The sequence below is a fragment of the Metabacillus litoralis genome (genome assembly GCF_020524045.1).
Lineage (GTDB): Bacteria > Bacillota > Bacilli > Bacillales > Bacillaceae > Metabacillus > Metabacillus litoralis_C.
Window position 1 is genome coordinate 183,689 of record NZ_JAIVKL010000006.1, and the last position, 24,313, is coordinate 208,001.

At 35.9% G+C, this 24,313-nt stretch carries 19 protein-coding genes; 14 read left to right on the forward strand and 5 right to left on the reverse strand.

Annotation, left to right across the window (positions count from 1 at the left end; genetic code table 11):
• Nucleotides 1–6 precede the first annotated feature (6 nt).
• The 7 genes from LC076_RS11500 (at nucleotide 7) to LC076_RS11530 (ending at nucleotide 6,568) form a co-directional block, all read left to right on the forward strand.
• A complete protein-coding gene (locus LC076_RS11500; RefSeq protein WP_226668989.1) occupies nucleotides 7–1,515 on the forward strand; it encodes an ABC transporter ATP-binding protein in 1,509 nt (502 codons plus the stop codon).
• Nucleotides 1,512–2,591, forward strand: coding sequence for an ABC transporter permease (locus tag LC076_RS11505; protein WP_226668991.1), 1,080 nt, complete (start codon nucleotides 1,512–1,514; stop codon nucleotides 2,589–2,591). Before LC076_RS11500 ends, LC076_RS11505 begins: the two co-directional genes overlap by 4 nt.
• On the forward strand, nucleotides 2,578–3,495 hold the full coding sequence (locus LC076_RS11510; protein WP_226668994.1) for an ABC transporter permease: 918 nt from the start codon (nucleotides 2,578–2,580) through the stop codon (nucleotides 3,493–3,495). The genes LC076_RS11505 and LC076_RS11510 overlap by 14 nt, the downstream gene beginning before the upstream one ends.
• Before the next feature lie 42 nt (nucleotides 3,496–3,537).
• Nucleotides 3,538–4,200 carry a sulfite oxidase-like oxidoreductase gene (locus LC076_RS11515; RefSeq protein WP_226668997.1) on the forward strand — a complete coding sequence of 221 codons (663 nt, stop codon included), beginning with the start codon at nucleotides 3,538–3,540 and terminating at the stop codon, nucleotides 4,198–4,200.
• The gene (locus tag LC076_RS11520) at nucleotides 4,193–4,918 is read left to right on the forward strand and encodes a nucleoside phosphorylase (RefSeq protein WP_226669000.1); all 726 of its coding nucleotides are present in this window, start codon (nucleotides 4,193–4,195) and stop codon (nucleotides 4,916–4,918) included. Before LC076_RS11515 ends, LC076_RS11520 begins: the two co-directional genes overlap by 8 nt.
• A gap of 178 nt (nucleotides 4,919–5,096) precedes the next feature.
• The gene (locus tag LC076_RS11525) at nucleotides 5,097–6,080 is read left to right on the forward strand and encodes an aldo/keto reductase (protein ID WP_226669003.1); all 984 of its coding nucleotides are present in this window, start codon (nucleotides 5,097–5,099) and stop codon (nucleotides 6,078–6,080) included.
• 347 nt (nucleotides 6,081–6,427) lie between these two features.
• The gene (locus LC076_RS11530; RefSeq protein ID WP_226669005.1) at nucleotides 6,428–6,568 is read left to right on the forward strand and encodes a hypothetical protein; all 141 of its coding nucleotides are present in this window, start codon (nucleotides 6,428–6,430) and stop codon (nucleotides 6,566–6,568) included.
• A 92-nt stretch (nucleotides 6,569–6,660) separates the two neighbouring features.
• Here the strand turns inward: LC076_RS11530 and LC076_RS11535 are convergent, their stop codons facing one another.
• From LC076_RS11535 to LC076_RS11545, 3 genes are all read right to left on the reverse strand, one after another.
• Nucleotides 6,661–7,869: an MFS transporter gene (locus tag LC076_RS11535; RefSeq protein ID WP_226669007.1), complete on the reverse strand. Its 1,209-nt coding sequence runs from the start codon at nucleotides 7,867–7,869 to the stop codon at nucleotides 6,661–6,663.
• A gap of 144 nt (nucleotides 7,870–8,013) precedes the next feature.
• Entirely contained in the window at nucleotides 8,014–8,424 is a 411-nt protein-coding gene (locus LC076_RS11540) for a MarR family winged helix-turn-helix transcriptional regulator (RefSeq protein ID WP_226669010.1), read from the reverse strand.
• A gap of 166 nt (nucleotides 8,425–8,590) precedes the next feature.
• Nucleotides 8,591–9,796, reverse strand: a complete 1,206-nt coding sequence (locus LC076_RS11545; protein WP_226669012.1) for a nitrate/nitrite transporter — start codon at nucleotides 9,794–9,796, stop codon at nucleotides 8,591–8,593.
• A 270-nt stretch (nucleotides 9,797–10,066) separates the two neighbouring features.
• Here LC076_RS11545 and nirB (LC076_RS11550) point away from each other — a divergent pair, with 270 nt between their 5' ends.
• The 5 genes from nirB (LC076_RS11550) (at nucleotide 10,067) to cobA (ending at nucleotide 19,969) form a co-directional block, all read left to right on the forward strand.
• On the forward strand, nucleotides 10,067–12,406 hold the full coding sequence (gene nirB / locus LC076_RS11550) for a nitrite reductase large subunit NirB (protein WP_226669015.1): 2,340 nt from the start codon (nucleotides 10,067–10,069) through the stop codon (nucleotides 12,404–12,406).
• 51 nt (nucleotides 12,407–12,457) lie between these two features.
• A complete protein-coding gene (gene nasC, locus LC076_RS11555; RefSeq protein WP_226669018.1) occupies nucleotides 12,458–14,590 on the forward strand; it encodes an assimilatory nitrate reductase catalytic subunit NasC in 2,133 nt (710 codons plus the stop codon).
• A gap of 968 nt (nucleotides 14,591–15,558) precedes the next feature.
• Nucleotides 15,559–17,973, forward strand: a complete 2,415-nt coding sequence (nirB, locus tag LC076_RS11560; RefSeq protein WP_226669020.1) for a nitrite reductase large subunit NirB — start codon at nucleotides 15,559–15,561, stop codon at nucleotides 17,971–17,973.
• Nucleotides 17,974–18,048: 75 nt separating this feature from the next.
• Nucleotides 18,049–18,372: a nitrite reductase small subunit NirD gene (nirD, locus tag LC076_RS11565; protein ID WP_226669023.1), complete on the forward strand. Its 324-nt coding sequence runs from the start codon at nucleotides 18,049–18,051 to the stop codon at nucleotides 18,370–18,372.
• Between the two features lie 148 nt (nucleotides 18,373–18,520).
• Entirely contained in the window at nucleotides 18,521–19,969 is a 1,449-nt protein-coding gene (gene cobA, locus LC076_RS11570) for a uroporphyrinogen-III C-methyltransferase (protein WP_226669025.1), read from the forward strand.
• Between the two features lie 337 nt (nucleotides 19,970–20,306).
• On the opposite strand, the gene LC076_RS11575 is transcribed toward cobA, so the two are convergent.
• Nucleotides 20,307–20,453: a hypothetical protein gene (locus tag LC076_RS11575; protein ID WP_226669028.1), complete on the reverse strand. Its 147-nt coding sequence runs from the start codon at nucleotides 20,451–20,453 to the stop codon at nucleotides 20,307–20,309.
• Nucleotides 20,454–20,640: 187 nt separating this feature from the next.
• On the opposite strand from LC076_RS11575, the gene LC076_RS11580 reads away from it, so the two are divergent.
• Complete coding sequence (locus tag LC076_RS11580; RefSeq protein WP_226669031.1) at nucleotides 20,641–21,759, forward strand: fatty acid desaturase family protein; 1,119 nt, start codon at nucleotides 20,641–20,643, stop codon at nucleotides 21,757–21,759.
• Between the two features lie 66 nt (nucleotides 21,760–21,825).
• Here the strand turns inward: LC076_RS11580 and LC076_RS11585 are convergent, their stop codons facing one another.
• The gene (locus LC076_RS11585) at nucleotides 21,826–23,367 is read right to left on the reverse strand and encodes an FAD-dependent oxidoreductase (RefSeq protein WP_226669035.1); all 1,542 of its coding nucleotides are present in this window, start codon (nucleotides 23,365–23,367) and stop codon (nucleotides 21,826–21,828) included.
• A 593-nt stretch (nucleotides 23,368–23,960) separates the two neighbouring features.
• Here LC076_RS11585 and LC076_RS11590 point away from each other — a divergent pair.
• Nucleotides 23,961–24,311 (forward strand): flagellar basal body rod protein, encoded by a 351-nt coding sequence (locus LC076_RS11590; RefSeq protein WP_226669038.1) that lies wholly within the window; start codon nucleotides 23,961–23,963, stop codon nucleotides 24,309–24,311.
• Nucleotides 24,312–24,313: the final 2 nt, after the last annotated feature.

Here is a 24,313-nt window from a genome sequence, read left to right on the forward strand (position 1 = left end):
AGTTATATGGCTGTTCGTTTAGAAATGAAAAATATGACGAAAAACTATGGTAGCTTTAAAGCGAATGATTCAATATCTCTTTCGTTAAGTACTGGTGAAATTCACGCGGTTATTGGTGAAAATGGTGCAGGTAAAACAACACTAATGAGAATGCTTTATGGGATGGAACAGCCTACCTCTGGCGATATTTATTTAGATGGAACAAAGGTAGTGTTTTCTAATCCTAATGATGCAATCGAAAATAAAATTGGAATGGTCCATCAACATTTTATGTTATTTCCTGATTTTACTGCAGCAGAAAATATTGTCATCGGTCACGAGCCTCGTAAAGTTGGATTTTTTAATCGTAAAAAGGCGATTGAAGAGGTTCAGGGATTAGTAGATCAATATAAAATTCCTGTTAGACCTAATGCTAAGACAGCTACTTGCTCTTTAGGAGAACAACAACGGATTGAAATTTTAAAGGTTCTTTATCGAGGTGCTGACATTATTATTTTGGATGAGCCAACGGCAGTTTTAACTCCTTTAGAGGTTAAGGGCTTATTACAAACAGTTCGTGAGCTAGCAAATCAAGGGAAAAGTATTATTCTTATTACTCATAAACTACGTGAAGTGATGGAAGTAGCTGACAAAATGACTGTCTTGAGAAATGGTAAAGTAACAGGCTCTGTTTCAAGACAAGAAACATCAGTAGATGAACTAGCAAAATTGATGGTAGGCCGTGATCTCCAAAATTTAAGTACACTTACGCCAATGGATGGAAAGCCCATTCTTGAAGTAAAAAATATCACCATTCAAGAAAAAACGAACAAGCCTATTCTTGATGATATTTCCTTCACTGTGAATCAGGGTGAAATTGTTGGCATAGCGGGTGTTTCAGGTAATGGACAATCAGAGCTTCTTCAGGCTATAACTGGGCTAAGGTCCATAGAACAAGGAAATGTCTATTTAGATGGAAAAGAAGTGACAAATCAGCAAGTTGCAGCCATTCGTGAAGCGGGATTATCACATATACCAGAAGATCGTTACTTATGGGGTGCAGCTAAGGAAGCAACGGTTGAAGAAACAGCATTAATGGGGTATCACACAAAACCAATGTATCGTTCTAAATCCTTCTTACTAAAAAAGCCTTTCAGAAAATTAGTTCAGGATTGGATTAATAAATTTGAAATTAAAGCCGGTTTACTTGAGGAAGCAGCAGGGAATTTATCAGGCGGTAATCTGCAAAAACTGATTGTAGCAAGAGAACTTGGACAAGAAACACCAATTCTAATTGCGGCAGAACCAACTCGCGGTGTTGATATTGGGGCAATGGAATACATACATGAAGCTCTTCTTCATAAACGGAATAAAGGAGAAGCTGTTTTACTAGTTTCGTCAGAGTTAACGGAGATTATGGCACTTTCTGATCGTATTCTTGTGATGTATGAAGGAAAAGTTGTTGGTGAAATAGCACGCAAAGATGCTACTGAAGAAGCAATTAGTGTCTTAATGGCAGGAGGGGTTACAACATGACAGGCGTTCAGAATGGTATAAAGCGGTTATTTCACGCGCTACTACAACCCTTTTTTGCAATATTTTTAGGCTTGTTAACAGGAGCGATTGCGATAAGTATTGTTGGGGAACCTGTTCTTGCTTCTTATAAAGAAATGTGGAATGGTGCCTTTGGAAATTTTTACTTCCTCACATCAACACTAGCGAGAGCAACACCTATTATGCTTGTTGGACTAGGTGTTGCGCTAGCTTTTAGAGCAGGTGTTTTTAACTTAGGAGCAGAAGGACAAATGGTTTTAGGTGCAGTGAGTGCTGCATTAGCAGGTGTTTATATTCCTGGTACTGGAATTGGAAAAACGCTTCTCGTTTTGTTAGTTGGAATTCTTGCCGGTGGACTTTGGTCATTACTTGCAGGCTGGCTTGAAGCAAAATTTAAAGTTCAATTACTAATTTCTACGTTACTTTTAAACTATGTAGCTGTTTTATTTGCGAGCTATTTAGTATCAGATCCATTTCAAGATAAAACAGGATCAGGTGCTTTGGCGCAAACTCATATGCTAGATCAAAGTATTTGGCTTCCTAAACTTTTTCAAGGAATGAGTGTTCATTGGGGCTTTTTAATCGCAGTGGGTGCAGCAATTATTATGTTTATTATTTTTCGAACAACTTCTGCTGGATATGAAGTGAAAATGCTAGGCTTGAATCCATTCTTTGCATCATATGGTGGTGTAAACAAAGTAAAAGTGATGCTCACAAGTATGTTTATTAGTGGTGCTTTATCAGGCTTAGCCGGTACAGTTGAAGTGTTAGGCTCACAATATCGATTTGTAGATGGTGCTCTTACTGTCCCAGGATATGCATGGACAGGGTTGATGGCAACTTTACTAGCAAACTCTCATCCAATTGGTACAGCGATTACGTCTATTTTCTTGGCGGCAATTGAAACGGGTGCAATGGGCATGGAGCGAAATACGCAAGTTCCTTTAGAGGTTTCAAGCATCATTCAATCTGTTCTTATCTTATTTATTTCTGCAAAAATCACGTTAAAATGGTGGAAAAGAAAATCGAAAGTGGGTGGATCACATGGAACTCTTTGACCTTACATTACTTAGCTCAACCATTCGTATGGTTACACCCATTTTATTAGCTGCACTTGGTGGTGCATTATGTGCACGTGTTGGTTTATTTAATGTTGGTTTAGAGGGCTTAGTGCTAATCGGAGCCTTTTCAGCAATAGTAGGAAATCATTTAACGGGTAATGTGCTGCTAGCTGTTTTATTCGCAGCTCTTATGTCATTTTTATTTGCCATACTCTTTGCGGTTATGACCATTCAGTTAAAAGCAAATGATATTGTTGTTGGTGTTGCCATTAACTTTTTGGCACTGGGGCTTACAACATTTGCTTTGAGAACAATCTTTCAGGTAAAAGGTGCTTATTATGATAAAGATATGGAAGGACTTCCAAAATGGGATATTCCATTCATCCAGGAAATACCAGTTATAGGTTCTATTCTTTCAGGACATTCACCACTTGTTTATTTTGCCTTTTTAGCAGCCATTTTATTGTATGTATTTTTTTATCGAACAGTTATTGGGTTTAGAGTTTTATCTGTTGGAATGAATCCAACAGCAGCAAAAAGTATTGGTTTAAAAGTGAGTTCATTACAGTACTTAGCTATAGGTTTGAGTGGTGTTTTATGTGGACTTGCCGGTGCTCAGCTTTCACTTGGACAAGTGACTTTATTTACTGAAGGAATGACAGCTGGACGTGGCTTTATCGCATTAGTTGCCATGATGCTCGGTCAATCACATCCAATTGGGATTATCGGATCTAGTCTTTTATTTGGATTTATGGATGCAATCAGTATCCGACTGCAAGGCTTTTCCCTACCAACTCAATTTACGCAAATGCTACCATATTTAATTACGATATTAGCTATGTTCTTATTAAGAGATCGTGGAATGGGTTCACAGCTTGGTAATCAACAAAGTGGAAGATAAAAAGATAGTAGATATATAAATAACCTGAAAGGAAGATAAATAATGAATAAAGCAGATCGAATTAAACGCATGAAAGTACCTGCCGTCGATCCAAAGCTAGCAAAACGTTTACCACCTGGTCAGGTATTAACAGAGCGTTTTCCCATTTTACATGAAGGTGAAGTTCCTAAGTATGATCTTGAAAATTGGACATTAAAAATCTTTGGGGCTATTGATAAAGAAATAACTTTAACATTTGATGACATTATGAAACTCAATCAATCTTCTGTAACATGTGATATTCATTGTGTGACAAGATGGTCTCGTTTTGATAACACATTTACAGGAGTGCTTTTCAAGGATTTATTAAAAGAGCTGAATATTAATCCAAAGGGTAAATATGTGATGCTTCATGCAGATCAAGATTATACCGCAAACCTCGAATTATCTGATTTGGACCGTGATGATGTATTATTAGCACATTCATTTGAAAATGAACCTCTAACAGATAAACATGGTTGGCCACTTCGATTGGTTGTTCCTCATTTATACTTTTGGAAAAGTGTGAAATGGATAAGAGGAATAGAGTTCATTGACGAAAACAAACCAGGATTTTGGGAACAAAATGGGTTTCATATGAATGGTGATCCTTTCAAGGAAGAGCGCTTTTCTGGTGAAGATTTGCCAATACCAGAGGATGAATGGGAGAAAAAGGACTATGACTGAGTTATTGACAAATCTAAAAGTGAACTCAGATGAATTACCTAAAAAGGTACTAGTTTGTGGTGATCCAGCACGTGCAGAAAAAATTGCTAGTTTACTTGATGACTCTAAGCTTCTTGCAAAAAACAGAGAATATCATTCTTATAAAGGAAGCTGGCAAGGTGTTGAGTTAGCCATTGTCAGTCATGGAGTAGGATCACCAGGGGCTGCTGTTTGCTTTGAAGAGCTAGCAAAGGGTGGTGCCAAAACCATTATTAGGATAGGAACAGCAGGTTCTTATCAAGCGGAAATTCAGCCTGGACACATTGTGATCAGCACAGCTGCCGTAAGAAGAGATGGTTTAACAAGCCAGCTTGTACCAGAAGGCTTCCCTGCCGTTGCCAATCGTCAAGTTGTCGAGCAATTAGCTGATGCAGCTAATGCAAGAAATCAACAGATTCATGAAGGAATAACGCTAACATTGGATGTGTTTTATTCAGGTATCATCGAGTTTCCTCATGAACTTTATAAAAAGGCTGGAGTTTTAGCTGTTGAGATGGAAAACTCTGCTCTTTTTACAATCGGCGCGATCAGAGGAGTGAACACAGGGGCAATTCTTGCAATCGATGGTTACGCTGATGCTGATTTACGAAACGATTATAACCCTCATACAGATTTAGTTTCTGAGGCGATTGAACAGGAAGCGTTTATAGCTTTGGATGCGATTATTCATAGTAAATAATCATAAAGAGGTGGATGTGATGATAATGTTGAGTTATCTTTCATATTCACCTTTTTCAGTTGTTAAGAAGTTCAATTACTTTTGTTAACGCTTCAATTTTACTATAATGAACATATTATAGTAAAAATCAGGCATTGTAAGCGAAACAGTGCCTTTAAGAAAAGGGATGGTGTAGAGTATGAACTATCGTCAATTAGGAGACACAGAGCTTAAAGTTAGTGAGTTAAGTTTTGGTACATGGGCAATCGGAGGTTCTTGGGGTAAATCATCTGATCAAGAAGCATTAAAAGGATTAGAAAAAGCTATGGATGCAGGTGTTAACTTTTTCGATACTGCAGATGTTTATGGTGATGGACATAGTGAGGAATTACTTGCAAAAGCAACAAAAGGTAAAGAAGACAAAATACATATAGCAACAAAATTCTGTCGTGCTGGAGATGTTTTTGATCCAGAAACATATTCAGAAAAGACGGTTACAGAATATTGTGAAGCAAGTTTAAAGCGCCTTCAACGTGAAACAATCGATCTTTATCAAATTCATTGTCCACCAATGGAGATTTTAAAAGATGGACGTGTGTTTGAAGTATTAGATAAATTGCAACAACAAGGGAAAATTCGTCACTACGGTGTAAGTGTTGAAACAGTTGAAGAAGGCTTATTTTGCTTAGAGCAAGAAAATGTAAAAGCACTACAAGTTATTTTTAATATTTTCCGTCAAAAAGCCGTAACAGAATTACTTCCTCAAGCTAAGGAAAAGGGTGTTGGCATATTGGCACGTGTTCCTTTAGCAAGTGGTTTGTTGACTGGTAAATTCACAAAAGTAGCGAAGTTTGAAGAAGATGATCATCGTAACTTTAATAAAGATGGTGAACATTTCAATGTTGGCGAAACATTCGCAGGGGTGGAGTTCTCTAAAGGTGTTGAATTAAGTGAGCAGCTGAAGTGGATTGCTGAAGGTCGTGGCAATATGACGAGAGCTGCATTACGATGGATTATGGATCATGAAGAAATTACAACCGTTATTCCTGGTTTTAAAACATTGAAGCAGGTAGAAGATAACTTACAAGCAACAGAAGTTCCACACTTCAGTGAAGCTGAGCTTAAAAAGTTAACTGATTTTTATCATCATGATATCCACCCGAATGTTCGTGGTGTTTACTAATAAGTGGGAAAAGAGTTAAAGCTGAATTATGCGGCTTTAGCTCTTTTTTTGGGGGAGACTATTTAAAATTGAGTTGTCCGAGTATAGGTGGCGAAATTTGTCGAATGATGGAATAGTGAAGAAAGTTGAATGATTATCGTGAAAAGTTGAACGATTATCACCGAAAGTTGAACGATTATGGTGCAAAGTTGAATGATTACTGAACAATGAATGATACGGAAGCATCATATTGCATAAGATGGCACGAAAAAACCCCCTCTATAGTGAAAAATAGAGAAGGTTTTACTATTCTCTAATAAGTGGGAGCTGAATTATGCAGCATTAACTCTTTTTTTTGGGAGGCTTATATGAAGTTGAGTTGTGCGTGTAAAGATGGCGAAATTTGTCGAATGATGGAATATTTAAGAAAGTTGAATGATTATCGTAAAAAGTTGAATGATTATCACCGAAAGTTGAACGATTATGGCGAAAAGTTGAATGATTACTGAAAAATGAATGATACGGAAGCATCATATTGCATAAGATGGCACGAAAAAACCCCCTCTATCGTGAAAAATAGAGAAGGTTTTACTGTTCTGGCTTATAAATTTGCAGAAACGGGTGTAGAAGTTGCTCCTTTTTTCCTCTGGACCCAAGTGTAAATAGCGATAATTCCTATGACAAACAAGCCGGAATAGAAGTAGAGCACTTCATATCCAAGATGTGAAACTATGATACCAAGAATGTACGAACCAGTTGCTATACCGATATCAAAAAACGTGAAAAATGTAGCTGTTGCATGACCACTACGTTTCAAATCTGTTGATTGTATAGCGAGTGTTTGTAAACAAGGAACAAGTGAACCATATCCTAAACCGATTAAGCCCCCGGCTAAAAGGAAAACAAAAGTAGTTTGAGCGAAACTTAAAAGAATTAATCCGAGTACAAAGAAAATAAGAGCTGGATAAATGACACTATTTGGCCCTTTTGTATCAAATAAACGACCACTAAAAGGTCTAGATAAAATCATTACAACAGCGAATACAACAAAGAAATAGCTAGCAGCTTCTAATAATTCTAGCTCTTTTGCATACATAGAAATAAATGAAATCACACTAGAATAGGAGAAAGCAACTAAGCTTCCGATCAACGCAATAGGTAGTGCTTTTTTATCAAATAAATCTTCTAATGATATTTTTTTATCCGCTATTCTTTGACTAGCTGGCAGTTCCTTAATTTTACTAAATGATGTAAAAACAACACCGATGACCATTAATAAAGCTAAAACAAGAAAAAGAACGAAAAATGAAGAAAACTGTAATAAAGTTAATGAAATAAAAGGACCAAATACAACAGCTAAGTTCATGGACATGGCAAAATAACCAAGTCCTTCACCACGACGTTTATTTGGTACTAAATCTGCGGCAATTGCTCCAGTTGCAGTTGTGGCAATGCTAAACCAAATTCCATGGAAAAAACGTAGTGCTAGTAAAAGACCATAATGATCAATCCATAAATATAGAAAGGATGATAAAGTAAATAAACTGAGACTGAGCATTAAAACTTTTTTCTTTCCAAAGTCTTGAAGTAATTTTCCGGAAAAAGGTCTAATGATAATAGCTGACAAAAGAAAAATTGTTACAATTAATCCTGCGTCTACACTAGATCTATTGAGTTCATCAACAACGTATATCGGTAAAGAAGTTAATAGTCCATAAAAGGTGGCAAAGAGAAAAAAGTTACTTAAAAATATACTAATAAAGCTCTTTGTCCAAATCGGCTGTTTATCAAAGGTGTTCATTATTTTCATCATGCCTCCTTGGTATATTATGAAAAAGTAAATTTTACTTAGCTCTTTATGTCTAGTTTCAGACGTTATCGGCTCTAATCAAAAAAATAAGGTGAAGAGCACTTTCAATTCTTATTGCCTTATGTTTTTCGACTGCCACTTTTCTTATGAGTTTCCTAGTTTACTTAATAAGAAGTGCAAATATTCTTGTTCTTCTTCAGTTAATTTATCTAGCATTTGTTCTTCGAAGTTTGTAACACTTTTCTCAATTGTGGGTAATTGACTTTCAGCCTTTTCAGTAAGAAATACAAATCGTTCACGCTTATCTTTTCCGTGCTTTCGTGAGATCCATCCAGTGTCTTCAAGCTTTAGAAGTGTGCGTGTGACAGTAGGTGCTTCAACACCTAAATAACGCCATAATTCACTTTGTGTCATTGGACCATTACTTTTTAAGCAATAGACGATCGACCATTGAGAACTAAATAATTGATGCTTTTGTAAATGTTCATTAAGTTCTTTTGTCATATGCCTTGTTTTTTGATATAGCGTATGAAATAACTCACTTTTATTTATCATATATGTTCACCCCTAGAATTACTTACCTAGGTAAATAATTAACTTATACTACTATAACAGATTTATAGTGGATGTAAAGGATTCGAGATCACGTCTACTTACATCTAACTAACAACAAAAAAAGCCTAGCAATAGTCTGCTAGGCTTAGATTGGTTGATTTTGAAATTATATCTTTACTGCACGATCCTTCACGTTCCATGTTTTTCTCCATGAGAAGTTGGCAATGATTAAAATCGCGATTGCAGCAAGGGCGATACCTGAAAATGTGATAAACCCTGAAGAATATGATCCTGTCATTTCTTTTAATGTTCCTAAAATGTTTGGTAAGAAGAAACCGCCGATACCACCTGCTGCACCAACAATTCCTGTTACCATACCAATTTCTTTTTGGAAGCGTTGAGGTACTAATTGGAACACTGCTCCATTTCCCATTCCTAAGCACATCATTCCAACAAATAGTAATGCTGTGATCGCAAATAGTGGAGGTAATTGACTAACACCTAGCATACAAACAGCTACACCGATAAATAGAAATGATAGCACTTTGACTCCACCTATTTTATCTGAGATAAATCCTCCAACAGGTCTGAAAAAGCTTCCTGCTGCAACACAGAGTGTAACAAAGTCACCTGCTTGAACGGAGGAAAGACCATATTCATCAACGAAGAACATACTAAGGAAACTTGATAAACCAACAAAACCACCAAATGTCACACTATATAGTAAGCAGAAAAACCATGTATCTTTATGAGCAAACACTTTAAAGTAATTTGCTAAAGGCTGTGGTGCAGGCTGAGTTGGTGCGTCTTTCGCTAATATCATAAAAATAATAAAAGTAATAAGAAGTGGGATGATGGCAAGGCCCATTGTTACATGCCAACCAAAGTTTTCAGCTAAACGAGGGCCAAATAAAGTGGCAATTAATGTTCCACTATTTCCAGCACCCGCAATACCCATTGCTACACCTTGTAAATGTGGCGGGTACCATCTGCTTGCCATTGGAAGTGCAACAGCAAAGCTTGCTCCTGCTACACCTAATAAAATTCCTATCATATATAGCTCTGGAATGGTATTACCTGCAAATAACCCCCAAAGTAAAGGAATCGTTGTAATGCTCATTCCTAATATAGCTGTCTTTTTAGGACCAAAACGATCTGTTAAGATACCTAATACAATTCTGAATACGGATCCTGCAAGAATAGGGACGGCAACGATCATTCCTTTTTGAGAAGGTGATAAACCGAAATCCTGTGTGATAAAAACTCCTAGAGCTCCAAGAATAACCCAAATCATAAAACTGACATCAAAATACAGAAAAGACGAAAATAGTGTTTTCGGGTGACCGCTAGTTTTTAATTCTGATAACTTCATATAAAAAATCTCCTCTCATATTTGTTATTGTTAAAATTTTCTGTCTACTCATGTTCTGTGCTCATTATAAATCGCGAAAAAGAAGTAGAAAAGATACTTGTAATTAAATGTGACGCGAAATGTTAGAGAACATTATTATATCAATGCTTCGAAAAGGGTCCTTTTAAAAATGTTTGTTAGAAAATATTACAATAAACCAATGTGAAAGAGCTCTGTATGAAATAATAAGATCAATAAATTAGGTCAGACCATTTATGCTAGGAGGGTAATATGAAGCAAAAATTGGTGGTAGTCGGAAATGGCATGGCGGGTATCCGATGTGTTGAGGAAATTTTAAAGCATTCTTCAGACGTTTATGAAATATCAATTATAGGCAGTGAAAATCATCTTAATTATAATCGGATTTTATTATCATCGGTTTTGCAGGGAGAAGCAAAAATCGCAGATATCACACTTAATCATAAGGAATGGTATTTGAGTAACCAAATTAACCTATTTTCTGGTGAAACTGTGATGAATATCGATTCAAACCAAAAACATGTTTTAACTGACAAAAATCGGTTGCTATCATATGACAAACTTATTTTAGCCACTGGTTCTTCTCCTTTTATTCTGCCTGTTCCAGGTGTAGAAAAGGAAGGTGTCATCACTTTTCGAACAATCGAGGATTGCCAAAAAATGATTGAAACCTCTACAAATGATCGAAGTGCAATTGTGATCGGAGGAGGAGTATTAGGTCTTGAAGCAGCTTGGGGATTACTTCATCTTGGTTTAGATGTGAAGGTTGTTCACAATTCAGATTGTTTAATGCAGCGTCAATTAGATTCAGCTTCCTCACGACTACTTCAAAAGCAGCTAGAAAGAAAAGGTGTCCAGTTTTTATTAGGAAAAACAACAAAGGAAATCAAAGGAGAAAACAAAGTAGAGGAAATAGTTTTTACTGATGATTCTTCAGTGTCAGCTGATTTAGTTGTGTTGTCAGTTGGTGTTATGCCGAATGTCCAGCTTGCTAAAGCTAGTGGAATTCATACAAGTCGTGGAATTGTTGTAAATGACTTTATGGAAACAAGTGAAAAAGATATTTATGCTGTTGGTGAATGTGTTGAGCACAATGGTTTTGTTTATGGACTTGTTAAACCGTTATACGAACAAGGAAAGGTGCTAGCAAATCGACTTTGCAGTAATAAGAAGAAAAAATACAAAGGATCTGTGTTATCGACAAGCTTGAAAGTACCTGGAATCGATCTCTTTTCGATCGGAGATTTAAGAGAAGATGAATCAACGCAAACATTAACCATGCTAAATGAAATTAATGAAGTCTATAAAAAGATGGTCTTTCGTGGTGATATTATGGTTGGTGCTGTGTTATATGGTGATACGAAGAGCCAATCAAAAATAGCAGATGTCATCGTCAAAAGAAAGCATATAAATGATGAGGAAAAGAAGCAGTTAATGTATTCAACAGAAAAAGATTTTTCACTTTTGAGTTCGATGAAATTAAGTGAGGTTATTTGTAATTGTAACGGAGTATCTAAAGGAGCCATTATGGACGCAGTTCAAAATGATGGATTATCAACCTTAGCTGAAGTAAAACAATGTACAAAAGCATCTAGCTCATGTGGTAGCTGTAAATCGCTTGTTTGTGATTTACTTGAATATATTCATAGTGATGATTGTCATGAAGTGACAGAAAAGAAGACACTGTGTGCCTGTACAACCTTAACAGAAGATGAAGCTGTTTATGAGATTCAACAGCAGAACTTATCTTCAGTGGATGAAGTGATGGAAAAACTTAATTGGCTTACTAAAGAAGGTTGTTCAAAGTGTGTGCCGGCAATTTCCTACTATTTAGCGATGATTTATCCAAAGGTTGAAGCTGCTAACGCTTCTAGTTTTGAAAACCAGGAATTTTTGCTTTCTGCTCAAAAAGATGGAACATATAACCTTACCCCGAGAATATATGGTGGCAGAATTTCGGCTCAAGAATTAAAGAAAATGGCCAATGTTATTGAAAAATATCAATTGAGTGATGTTGGATTAACGTCAGCTCAAAACATACAAATAAAAGGAATAAAAAAGGATTATGTGCAAGCAATATGTGCTGAATTAAATATGAACTTTCATTCTTTAGAAAATAACACTGTTCAACATATTAATACGTTGTTTGGTGAACATGGTTGTGCTTGTGATTATGATGATGCCATGCAATTATCAATTGATTTAGAAAAAGGGATGGAAACAATTATCACTCCATATAAAGTGATATTGAGTGTTTCCGCTTGTAAGCATAGCAACGCAGATAACATTCAAAAAGACATTAATATCATTGGTGATGTTAGAGGTTGGGAAATTTACGTTGGTGGTCAAATTCTTTCGGTAGATCAACAGGAAGAGTTGTTAACAATTGCCCAAGATGTAATAGAAGTAAATCAAGTTGTTTTAGGTTTCATTCAATATTATAGAGAAACCGCAAATTATTTAGAACGTATTTTTGATTGGATTGAAAGAATCGGTTTGATCCATATAAGAGAGGTGCTCTTTGAAGATTCACTAAGAATGCAGTTAGTAGGAAGGCTAGAGTCGGAAGTGCAGCAAACGTTAAGTTTGTAATGATGAGGACTGTTTTTTCTAGATAGATTAATAGAGGGAGGTTACTATACATTGACTGATTTGTTATTAAAATATTTCAGAACAAAGCAGCAAGAAGTACAATCTGAAAAGGTGTATGATACGCAATGTCCATTTTGTAGTATGCAATGTAAAATGCAATTAATCGAACAATCTGTTGTATCTAGAAAAACATTTAAAACAGTTGGGAAAGATAATCCAACATCACAAGGGAGGTTATGTGTGAAAGGAATGAATGCACATCAACATCCTTTTCATAAGGACCGAATTATGCATCCTTTGCTAAAGGTTAATGGTGAGTTTGTTCAAATATCATGGGAAAAGGCGTTACAGCATATTAAAGAGCAATTCGAATCGATCCAAGCTACTGATGGTCATGATGCTCTTTCCGTTTATGGAAGTGCGTCAATTACAAATGAAGAAGCATATTTACTTGGAAAGTTTGCTAGAGTAGCATTGAAAACTCCTTATATTGATTATAATGGTCGGCTGTGTATGTCTGCAGCAGCAACAGCAGCTAATCAAACGTTTGGAGTTGATAGAGGTTTAACAAATGCATTGTCTGAAGTACCGCACACAAGGGTAATCATTTTAACTGGTACAAATATCGCGGAATGTCAGCCAACGATCATGCCTTATTTTGAAAAGGCGAAAGAAAATGGTGCATATATTATAGCAATTGATCCTCGTGAAACGGCAACAACAAAGCTTGCTGATTTACATTTAAAGGTGAAGCCTGGGATGGATGCGGCTTTAGCAAACGGTCTACTCAAAGTGATTATTGATGAAGATTTAGTAGATAAACAGTTTGTTCAAGAGCGGGCAACAGGGTTTGAAAAGGTGAAGGAGCATATTGATTCCCTTTCATTGAATGAAATTTCAACCTTAACAGATGTCCCAGTTGAACAGATTAGAACTGCTGCAATAAAATTCGCAAGTGAAGAATCTGGTATGCTTTTTTCAGCAAGAGGGGTAGAGCAACAAATTGATGGCACCCATGCTGTTCGAAATTTACTGAATATTCTAATCTCTACCGGTAAGATAGGGAAGAAATATTCTGGCTATGGAGCAATAACTGGTCAAGGAAATGGTCAGGGAGCAAGAGAGCATGGACAAAAGGCCGATCAGCTTCCAGGTTATCGATCAATTGAAAATGAAGAACATCGTGAACAGGTTGCAAAGGTTTGGGGTGTAGATAAAGATGAGCTTCCTCGAAAAGGTGTATCTGCATATGAAATGTTCCAAAAAATAGATGAGGGCAAAATTACGGGTATGTTCTTAATGTGCTCAAATCCTGTTGTCTCAAATCCTAATGCCAACTTTATTAAAAAGGCATTGAAAAAGCTTAAATTTTTAGTTGCGGTAGAAATGTTCATCTCTGAAACTGCAGAGATGGCAGATCTAATCCTGCCAACATCATCATATTTGGAAGATGAGGGAACAATGACAAATCTAGAAGGAAGAGTCACACTAAGAGAAGCAAGTCGCCCTTGTCCTGGAGAAGTTAAGCATGACTGGGAAATACTTTGCGAAATTGCGAAAGTTCTTGGTAAAGAGAAGTATTTTCCTTTTACTTGTGCAGAGGATATTTTTAATGAATTAAGGAAAGCGAGCAAAGGTGGAGCTGCAGATTATTATGGAATTACGTATGATCGAATTAGAAAAGAACAGGGGATTTTATGGCCTTGTCCAGATTTAGATCATAAAGGAACTGTTCGTTTATTTGAAAATGAATTCGCGCATAGTGATGGGAAAGCAAAAATGATACCTGTTTCAAATTTGTCAGAAATTCCGAAAGAGAAGGTTGATGAAGAATATCCATTATATTTAACAACAGGAAGAATTGTTTCACATTATTTAACAGGTGTACAAACAAGAAAAAGCTCAGCATTAGCAGCGAGAAACTTTGAATCTTACTTAGAGATTCATCCTGAAACGGCAAAGAGATACAGTATTGAGCATAACAATTTAGTATCTGTTACTTCTAAACGAGGAAATATTGTGGTAAGAAGTAAGTTGTCTGAGAAGATTAGAAAAGATACGGTGTTTGTTCCGATTCATTGGACAGATGCACAAAATGTGAATCTGTTAGTAGGTGAGGACCTTGATCCGAGCTGTAAAATGCCTGGGTTTAAAGTGAATGCAGTTAGGATTGCGCCTGTTTGATTTATCGATTTGATCCATTAATAATTACAAGGCTCATTTCGTAGAAAGTAATAGTGTTTTAACAAAGGGTGGTTGGTTGAGCTACAGGTTGTTCGCTTTCCGCGGGGAAAAATATTGAAAATGCCCAACTGCCGGCTTTTTCAAAAAGCAATTTTTCCTAGGGCGGTGAGCTTCCTCGGCGCACAGCACCTGTGGGATCTCACCTGTCCCGCTGCACCCGCAGGAGTCTCACACCTTCCGCACAACCAACCACTGCTATCGTAAATTGCTTAAGAATTTACAATAGAGAAACCTATAAGTTAGTCCTCTTTTTTCTCATTATTTTAGAAGATAATCAATTGACCTCTTCAAAAAGGGATCATTTATAAATATTAAGATCCCCTTCACCTTAAAATTCTGAAACCACAATATAACAATGAAGATAATCTATCATACAATCCTGCCAGATAACTTATATATTACATCTGCAAATCCCTTCATTCGAGTATTTCTTCATCCTTAATATCTTAAAACCGTTCTGAAAAGATGTAAAATACTGCTAATTTTCTTTAGTAGTACAAGCTTAACTTCTTATAACACAAAATTATCCTTTTAAAAGTAGATACATAGTTTTTTCTATTGTTCTTAGAACTTCTTAATTTAGCCTATTTTTTCAAGGATTATTTGATTTCACACACTATAGTGTAATGGAGCGGAAGACGCTTGACTCCTGTGGGTATAGAGGAAAGGCTGAGACCCCGCAGGCGCTTGCGCTGAGGAGGCTCAGCTTCCTCCCCACGGAAAGCAAGTGTCTGCAGCGAAATGAAACGAACTTATTTGTTACTCCTTAATTATTTCCAAAAACAATAAGTTCTTCGATTGGAATAGCCTAAATCCAAAAAACCATGTAAGGAAAGCTAACATGTATATAAAATAAATGATTTATCCGTGATACATTATAAGAAACTTTCCTAAGGGAGGCAATTCAAGTGGATAAAAAGAAATTAGTCTTAATTGGAAACGGAATGGCCGGAGTTAGAGCAATCGAAGAAATTTTAAAAATATCAAATGAACTATTTGACATTACAATCTTCGGAAGTGAACCACATCCTAACTATAATCGAATTTTATTATCAAAGGTTTTGCAAGGAGATACAGCTGTTAAAGATATAACATTAAATGATTGGAATTGGTACGAAGAAAATAATATTACGCTTTATACAGATGAAACAGTCACAAAGATTGACTCAGAAATGAAGGTTGTTTTATCAGATAAAGGTCGAGAAGTTGCTTACGATGAAGTGATTATTGCAACAGGATCCGTACCATTTATTCTCCCATTACCAGGAGCGGATAAAGAAGGTGTAACAGCATTTCGTGATATAAAAGATACCGATATTATGCTGGATGCATCTAAAAAATTTAAAAAAGCAGCTGTTATCGGTGGTGGATTACTCGGATTAGAAGCAGCTCGAGGTTTGCTGAATTTAGGAATGGATGTATCTGTTATACACATTTCATCTACATTAATGGAACGTCAGCTAGATGAAACAGCAGGTAAGCTTTTGCAAAAAGAATTAGAAAAGCAAGGAATGAAGTTTCTTCTAGAAAAAGCAACAGAAGAAATTTATGGAGAAGATCGAGTGGAAGGGTTGAAATTCAAAGATGGCACACATCTTGAAGCAGATTTAGTTGTTATGGCAGTTGGAATAAAGCCTAATATTCAACTAGCGAAAGAAAGTGGGTTAACTGTAAATCGGGGAATTGTTGTGAATGATTATTTACAAACAGATACTCCTAACATCTATGCTGTTGGTGAATGTGCAGAGCATAATGGCATTCCTTATGGTCTTGTTGCTCCTTTATATGAACAAGCAAAAGTATTAGCTCACCAAATATGTGATAAAGCTACAGCTCCTTATCAAGGCTCCGTTTTATCAACACAACTTAAAGTATCTGGTGTAGAAGTTTTCTCGGCCGGTGATTTTACAGAAGATGAAGAGAAAAAATCGATAAAAATCTTTGATGAGCAAGATGGAATTTATAAAAAGATTGTTCTCAAAGGTAATAAAATTGTTGGTGCTGTTTTGTTTGGTGATAGTAAGGAAGGAAATCGTCTGTTTTCAATGATTAAGAAAGAAGCAGATATTTCAGATACAGAGAAAATTAGCATTCTGCAGCCATTAGGAGCAGAGGCTGGAGAAAGCTTAGTTGCTACAATGAGTGCTGATGAAATCATTTGTGGATGTAATGGGGTTTCTAAAGGGGCAATTATTGAGGCCATTCAAGAAAAAGGCTGTACATCTGTAGATGATATTAAAGCATGTACGAGTGCTTCAAGATCCTGTGGAGGGTGTAAGCCACTAGTTTCAGATGTTTTACAATTTGCGTTAGGCTCTGATTTTGATGCATCTACCCAGAAAGAAGCAATCTGTAGCTGTACAACATTATCAAGAGATGAAGTTGTTGAAGAGATAAAAGCAAAAGGTCTTAAACATATAAGAGAAGTAATGAATGTACTTGATTGGGAATCTGAAGAAGGCTGTTCTAAATGTCGTCCAGCTTTAAATTATTACTTAGGTATGGTAAATCCAATTGAGTATGAAGATGAAAGAGAATCACGATTTGTAAATGAACGTATGCATGCAAATATTCAAAAAGATGGTACGTATTCAGTTGTTCCAAGAATGTATGGTGGAGTAACAAATGCGAAGGATTTACGCAAAATTGCAGATGTTGTTGATAAATTTGAGATTCCTTTAGTCAAAGTTACAGGTGGCCAACGTATTGACTTGTTTGGTGTAAGTAAGGATGATCTACCAAAAGTATGGCAGGAGCTAGATATGCCTTCTGGTTATGCATATGGAAAATCATTGAGAACAGTAAAAACCTGTGTTGGTGAGCAATTCTGTCGCTTTGGTACGCAAGATTCGATGGGACTTGGAATACGATTAGAACAAAAATTTGAAGGCTTGCAAACACCTCATAAAGTGAAGATGGCTGTATCTGCTTGTCCGAGAAGCTGTGCAGAATCTGGCTTTAAAGATATCGGTTTTATTGGTATAGATGGTGGCTGGGAAATTTATGTTGGTGGAAATGGTGGTACACATGTTAGAGGCGGAGATTTATTATACAAAGTCAAAACCGATGAAGAAGCGATGAGTATTACGGGTGCATATTTACAGTATTATCGTGAAACAGCAAACTATTTAGAACGTACATCAGCTTGGATTGAAAGAGTCGGCTTAGCACATGTTCAATCTGTATTAGATGATGCTGCTAAATGTAAAGAACTGAATGCACGTATGGATGAAACATTGTCTGTTTATAAAGATCCTTGGAAAGAAATTGTCGAAAGTAAGAAAACAACTAAAGAGTTATTTGAAACAGTGGGTAATGCTTGATTCTTATAAAATTGAATCGGGATTGCAAATTGCACACTTTAAAGACTGAATATTTCGCCAAAGGAGATGATCGATATGAAGGAAATGACAAAAACCAAGTTATATGTGGGACCTCTTTTAGAATTACCTGAGCGTGTTGGGAAAACGGTTATCATTGAAAAGGGAAAAGAAGTGGCAGTTTTTAGACTTTCAAATGGAAAAGTGAAAGCAGTAGAAAACAAATGTCCACATAAAGGTGGAGTATTAAGCGAAGGAATTGTAAGTGGAGACTTCGTATTTTGTCCAATGCATGACTGGAAAATTTGTCTTGAAGACGGTAATGTTCAAAAACCAGACTTCGGTTGTGTGAATAAGTATGAAACACTAGTAGAAGAAGGTGAAGTGTTCCTATTAATTTAATATAGAAAATAATGTATTTGGTATTTTAATATGTAGATTCTGTTAAAATGTTAATACAATACTTTAATTGAGCGGCAAAGTAAGGTATAAAGCGAGGAAATTCTTCCCTTACTTTAAACAAAATAAAATGTGAGGGAGAATGATGGATATGGGAAAGGTATATTTAGTAGGTGCTGGTCCTGGGGACAGTGAGCTTATTACAGTGAAGGGTTTAGAGACGATCAAAAAAGCTGATGTTATTTTATATGATCGTTTAGTAAACCCAGCTATCCTTGATCATGTACCATCAAATTGTGAGCTAATCTATTGTGGAAAGCTACCAACTCGTCATTTTATGAAGCAGGAAGAAATTAATACTGTATTAGTAGAAAAGGCATTAGCAGGTTTTACCGTTGTGAGGCTAAAAGGAGGAGATCCGAGTGTATTTGGAAGAGTTGGTGAAGAAGCTGAAGTATTAGCGGAGAACAACATTCCTTATGAAATAGTACCGGGTATCACCTCAGGAATTGCAGCTCCACTTTATGCAGGGATTCCTGTCACACATCGTGATTACGCAGGCTCCTTTGCCATTGTGACAGCTCATGATAAATCAAAAAATGGTAAGCCTGATATCGATTGGGAGGGTTTATCACGAGGAGTACAAACAATTGCCTTCTATATGGGGATTTCAAATTTAGAACATATATGTGAAAACCTACTATTACATGGTAAATCACCTGATACTCCTGTAGCAATTATTAGATGGGGAACATGGAGCCGACAGCAAACGGTTGTAGGAACATTGTCAACAATAGTTAAGATGGTGCGTGATCAAAAGATTGAAAATCCCGCTATTACATTAGTTGGCCAAATCATTGAAACAAGAGAAAAAGTAAAATGGTTTGAAAATAAGCCGTTTTTTGGCCAACAAATATTATACGTTCGGGGAAATCTTGATAGAGAGAGCTCTGTTAAAGAACTAACAGAACTTGGTGCTGATGTTATTGAATTTCCTAAATGGATTGTTAATGAAGCATCGATAAATAGCAATGATAAAAACAACATCTTACAATCAGAAAAAATGCTTTTTACTACTACATTTTCAGTTACCTATTTTTTAAAGATACTAAGAAAAGAAAAGATAGATCTTCGTCAAATAAAAGCTGATTTTTACTGTAGTAACAATCATACAAAAGCTCTGCTAGAGGAACACGGTCTTTTTGCTTTCTTAGAAGATGAATTAGTTGATAAAGAAAATGTGTTAGTTATAGGATCAACAAGGAGAAACATTCAAAATAGTAAAAACAACCTTGGTGTTTATGAGTATAGTAGTGATAGTAGATTTGAACCTATTACCACCAGAGCGATTTCTGATGCTTCAATAAATTCAATTATTTTAGATTCTAAAGAAGCTGTACATCTTTTAATGAAAGAATCAGTGAAATATCAGTTAGAGAACTTATTAGAATCATCGATCTTTGTTAATTGCTTAACAGAAGATGCATTTGAAGTGGCTAAGACTTATGGACTTCATGCGAAACGAATAGATGAAACCTATACACCATCTGTTACTACCTCTAACCAAGATAATAAAATGGTTGAATTATCTTTTAGTTGATTAATGAATGACTTTCCTATGTTTATAAACATTTAACTTAGTAAAGCAGACATATACACTGATCGTGCTAAACCTAAGTATTTGATTGGGTTAAATAACGGGTGACTTACTCTTTTTAGAGTAAGTTTTTTTATTTAGATCATAAAAAATCCGCTCAATATCGCTTCTGACAAAACAAAAGAATACTTGAAATCCTGTGTGCAAATTCCTTCAAGTAAGTATATTTTGGAAGATAATGTGGCATAATTTTTTCCTGTAAGAGTATCTTCTAAGGTCTTAAGCTAACCATGGATAAGTGTGTATTTCCATGGTCAGCATAAAACAGTTCATAACAAGATTAATACTCAATTTCTTCATAATCTTTTGGTTGGGGAACAGGTTGATCTGGAAGTGAAATGTTGTATTCAGAAAGGGCTTCTGATTTTCTTCTGTAAATTTTACCTTTAAGAGAGTTTGTTTGTTTATTGCTGTTTTGCTTTTCCATATAAACAACTCCTTTTACTTTATGATGGTTTTAGTTTAACCAAAATGGGTATTTAAATGTTTGTCAAGAGTATAATGTTATTGTTAAAAATTCACATTATTATTCTTTAATGTTGAACTTTTACTAGGCATTATCATTGTGTAGCTTGCTAACTAAAAACAACGATTGTGGAAGGAGACAGCAAGATATGAAAGATCTTCATTCGTTTGCATGGTATGCAAAACAAATTTCTCCTAAGCTGCCTAAAAGCGCTTTTAAACCTGTACCAAGTAGACTTTGGGGTGGTCTTGCCTATTTACTCATTGTTGTGGCAGGATTTATCACGATTGGGTTATTTCAACTACATCCTTTGATTTATCTGGCTATTTCATTTGTACTTGGGACAAGCTTTGCAGCAATGGGGTTTCTTGGTCATGAAATTTTACATGGAACGGTTGTAAGAAAAGCCTGGCTTCGAGATTTTCTTGGTGCGATTGCCTTTTGGCCTCTAAGTACGGGCCCTAAGTTATGGAGAAAATGGCATAATCTCACTCACCATCTACATACTCAGCATGAGGAACATGATCCTGATGCATGGCCAACCTTGGAAAGACTTTCTAGAACAAAATTATTAAGTTGGATTTATCGCTTGCCACATGGAGTGCGTGCATTTGGAAGCTTTGCTTCATTAACACTTATGTTCACACTTCATTCAGCAAGAATGTTTGCTGCCTATTTAAAAGAATTTAAACCAAAGCAACGTCGCTCAGTTTGGATGCAGTTCATTTTACCTTGGGTATTTTGGATATCGCTTTTATTTATTATGGGTCCAATCAAATGGGTGTTTGCTTTTTTCATTCCCTTGCTTATTGCTAATGCGATTGTGATGGGATATATTTCTACGAATCATCGTTTAAATCCAATCACTGAGATCAACGACCCATTAGCTAATAGCTTAACTGTGACCGTTCCGAAATGGGTAGATGTTCTCCATTTTAATTTTTCGTATCATACGGAACATCATCTTTTTCCAGGTATGAGTTCAAAATATTACCCATTAGTAAAAGAACATGTAAAAAGTATGTGGCCTGAGCGATACCATGAAATGCCGATCGGAAAAGCATTAGTCGCGCTTTGGAAAACACCCCGTCTTTATTATGAAGGAAATCAGTTAATTGACCCAAAACAAGGACATGTTTACTCAACGTTAGGACATGGCTTAAATATATCTAATATTACATTTCGTAAAGTGAACAAAGAAGAAGCTCTAGGAAGAATCATAAAGCTTTCAAAATCAAAAGTTGGACATGTACTGAAAGACAAATAAATGTGTGTTTTATAGGTGTATTCACTTATGAAAATGACGAAAGGGATAGACAATATTTGTCTATCCCTAATTAAAATCAACCTTTTTTAAAGCCTTTTTAGCAGGTCCTTCTATTACATCTCCACCTATATTAAATCGTGACCCATGACAAGGGCAGTCCCAAGAGCGATCACCACTATTCCACTCTACTTCACAACCCATATGAGTGCATGTTGTGTCAACAAGGTTAATGTTACCTTCAGCATCTTTATAACAACCTGCACGCTTTCCATTTACCATGACAATTGAACCTTCATCGTTTCCGATATCTTCAATGCTTTTGTCTGCAATATCAATTTTTCCTTCAATAAGATGACCAGCAACATCAAGATTTTGTTTAAGAAATTTCTTAATACTTGGATCTGCATAAAATCGTGAAGGTGAATACATTTCTTCATAAGGATTCGATTTTTCTGCAACAATATCTGCTAGTAGCTGTGCTGCAGCTGTTCCGTTTGTCATTCCCCATTTTCGATAACCTGTGGCAACAAGAATATTCTTTTTGTTTGATGTGATTGGCCCAACATAAGGCATCTTATCTAACGTATAAAGATCTTGTGCAGACCATCGATACTTTATTTCTTCGATGCCAAGAACTTCTTCTCCAAACTCTTCTAGTGCCTGATAATGCTTATATGTTGATTTTCCTTGACCTGTTTTGTGACCATCTCCACTTATTAAAATAAGCTTTTCTCCGTTCATAGGCGTGTATCGTAGAGATCTTGCTGGAGAATCAGCACTATAATACATCCCACCCGGGTAATCTAGCTTTGAACGTACGGCTAAAATATAAGATCGTTCTGCATGTAATCGTGAAAAATAAAAGCCTTTGCCATCGAAAAAAGGAAAATGAGAGCAAGCGATAGCATATTGAGATGCAACTCGATGCCCATCTCTAGTGATAATGGTGGGCTTTTGTGTGGTTTCATCAATATCAATGGCAGTCGTTTGTTCGTAAATTTCCCCACCAGCTTTTGTTATTTCATCTACAAGAGCTTTTAAATAATTTAGTGGATGATATTGTCCTTGAGACTTCATGATGACAGCACCCTTAACATCAATTGGTAAAGGAATATCTTCAACAAATTCACTATGTATACCTAGCTTTTGATAGGCATCAAATTCTTTGTGAATTTTCTTTGCGTATTCATCACTGACCGCGTACATATATGAATCTTCATCTGAAAAATCACAGTTTATTTTTAAATCTTTAGATGTTTGTCGAACAAAATTCAGTGCATCATTATTTGCTTCATAATACAATTTGGCTCTTTCAACACCCATATGTTGAATGAACTCATCATAAATAAGTCCATGTTGAGCAGTTACCTTTGCAGTTGTATGCCCTGTTGTACCATTTAATAATTTTCCTGCCTCTAGGATTGCTACTTTGAATCCTTGCTTTGTTAGTAAATAAGCAGTTGTGATTCCCGTAATACCACCACCAACGATGGCAACATCTACTTCTGTATCAATTTTAAGTGGAGAAAATGTATTGAGTTGAGATGTATCTCTCCAGAATGGCTCTGGTTCATAAGGCATCTTTCCTTGAGGAAATTCTTCAGTCATTGTTCATACCTCCCATATATACGTCCATTACATTTTTTCCATAATCAGCTAAAACATGTATGTTTTTTTGAAAAGACTGTTTTCTGAAGGCTCTTTTCTGAAAGATTGTTGATACTAACTAAAATATCCATTAGAAACAGTGAGTACTTGCATATAAGGATGCCATTTTTTGAAGAAAAGATGCCACTAGACTTAATACTGTGCTGATTTCTTCGGGTATGTAAAAGCAACAAAGTTTGCGAAAACAGCCTTTCTGAAAGATTGTTGCTTATTGACATTTTTATCTGTTAGAACCAATGTCTTATCGCATAGAAGGTACACTCTGTTGTTTCCAATAGAATTCTAAAAACAACAGAGTTTACGAAACAGCCTTGAATAAAGAACTTTTTAAGATATGAGAGTCTTATTCCTTCTACGCCTCAAGTCCTAGTACAAAATAAAGCTCAAGCTCGTTTTGAGCTTCTTACAAAATAGGTAAGATAAAGACATAGAAAAGAGCACAAGTAATAACGGAGATTAACTTAATCAAAAAAACTTGTGTAGAGCTTAAGTCATGAGACTTCAAGCTTTAAAAAAGAAAGGAGGAAAAAAAGATGAAGAAATTTGGTTATTTATTATTAGGTGGGGTGGCTGTTATTGTCCTACTATCAAATCTGGCACCAATGATTGCACTGGCATTAAGTCTTGTAATTTTGTATTACGCTTATAGAGGTTTCGTAAAAACAAATTCAACATTCAATAAAGTGTTGTTAGCTGTAATTGGAGTGATCGCATTATTTGCTTCAGCTTCAAACATCCCAGCAGTTTTAGGCTTTGTTGCTTTATATGTACTGTATGTTGTGTTTAAAAATTGGAATAAAGCTTCTAAGGTAAAAGAAAAAGAAGATGCAGATCCATTCACAAATTTTGAAAAAGAATGGAAGAACTTAAAAGGTAATTACTAATT

Bases quoted from the DNA above. Each gene is read 5' to 3' on its own strand.
- LC076_RS11500 (WP_226668989.1), top strand. From the start codon at position 7: ATGGCTGTTCGTTTAGAAATGAAAAATATGACGAAAAACTATGGTAGC.
- LC076_RS11540 (WP_226669010.1), bottom strand. From the start codon at position 8,424: ATGATAAATAAAAGTGAGTTATTTCATACGCTATATCAAAAAACAAGG.
- LC076_RS11525 (WP_226669003.1), top strand. From the start codon at position 5,097: ATGAACTATCGTCAATTAGGAGACACAGAGCTTAAAGTTAGTGAGTTA.
- LC076_RS11505 (WP_226668991.1), top strand. From the start codon at position 1,512: ATGACAGGCGTTCAGAATGGTATAAAGCGGTTATTTCACGCGCTACTA.
- LC076_RS11520 (WP_226669000.1), top strand. From the start codon at position 4,193: ATGACTGAGTTATTGACAAATCTAAAAGTGAACTCAGATGAATTACCT.
- LC076_RS11575 (WP_226669028.1), bottom strand. From the start codon at position 20,453: ATGGAAAAGCAAAACAGCAATAAACAAACAAACTCTCTTAAAGGTAAA.
- LC076_RS11535 (WP_226669007.1), bottom strand. From the start codon at position 7,869: ATGAAAATAATGAACACCTTTGATAAACAGCCGATTTGGACAAAGAGC.
- LC076_RS11515 (WP_226668997.1), top strand. From the start codon at position 3,538: ATGAATAAAGCAGATCGAATTAAACGCATGAAAGTACCTGCCGTCGAT.
- LC076_RS11590 (WP_226669038.1), top strand. From the start codon at position 23,961: ATGAAGAAATTTGGTTATTTATTATTAGGTGGGGTGGCTGTTATTGTC.
- nirB (WP_226669015.1), top strand. From the start codon at position 10,067: ATGAAGCAAAAATTGGTGGTAGTCGGAAATGGCATGGCGGGTATCCGA.
- LC076_RS11585 (WP_226669035.1), bottom strand. From the start codon at position 23,367: ATGACTGAAGAATTTCCTCAAGGAAAGATGCCTTATGAACCAGAGCCA.
- LC076_RS11510 (WP_226668994.1), top strand. From the start codon at position 2,578: ATGGAACTCTTTGACCTTACATTACTTAGCTCAACCATTCGTATGGTT.
- LC076_RS11545 (WP_226669012.1), bottom strand. From the start codon at position 9,796: ATGAAGTTATCAGAATTAAAAACTAGCGGTCACCCGAAAACACTATTT.
- LC076_RS11580 (WP_226669031.1), top strand. From the start codon at position 20,641: ATGAAAGATCTTCATTCGTTTGCATGGTATGCAAAACAAATTTCTCCT.
- nirD (WP_226669023.1), top strand. From the start codon at position 18,049: ATGAAGGAAATGACAAAAACCAAGTTATATGTGGGACCTCTTTTAGAA.
- LC076_RS11530 (WP_226669005.1), top strand. From the start codon at position 6,428: ATGAAGTTGAGTTGTGCGTGTAAAGATGGCGAAATTTGTCGAATGATG.
- cobA (WP_226669025.1), top strand. From the start codon at position 18,521: ATGGGAAAGGTATATTTAGTAGGTGCTGGTCCTGGGGACAGTGAGCTT.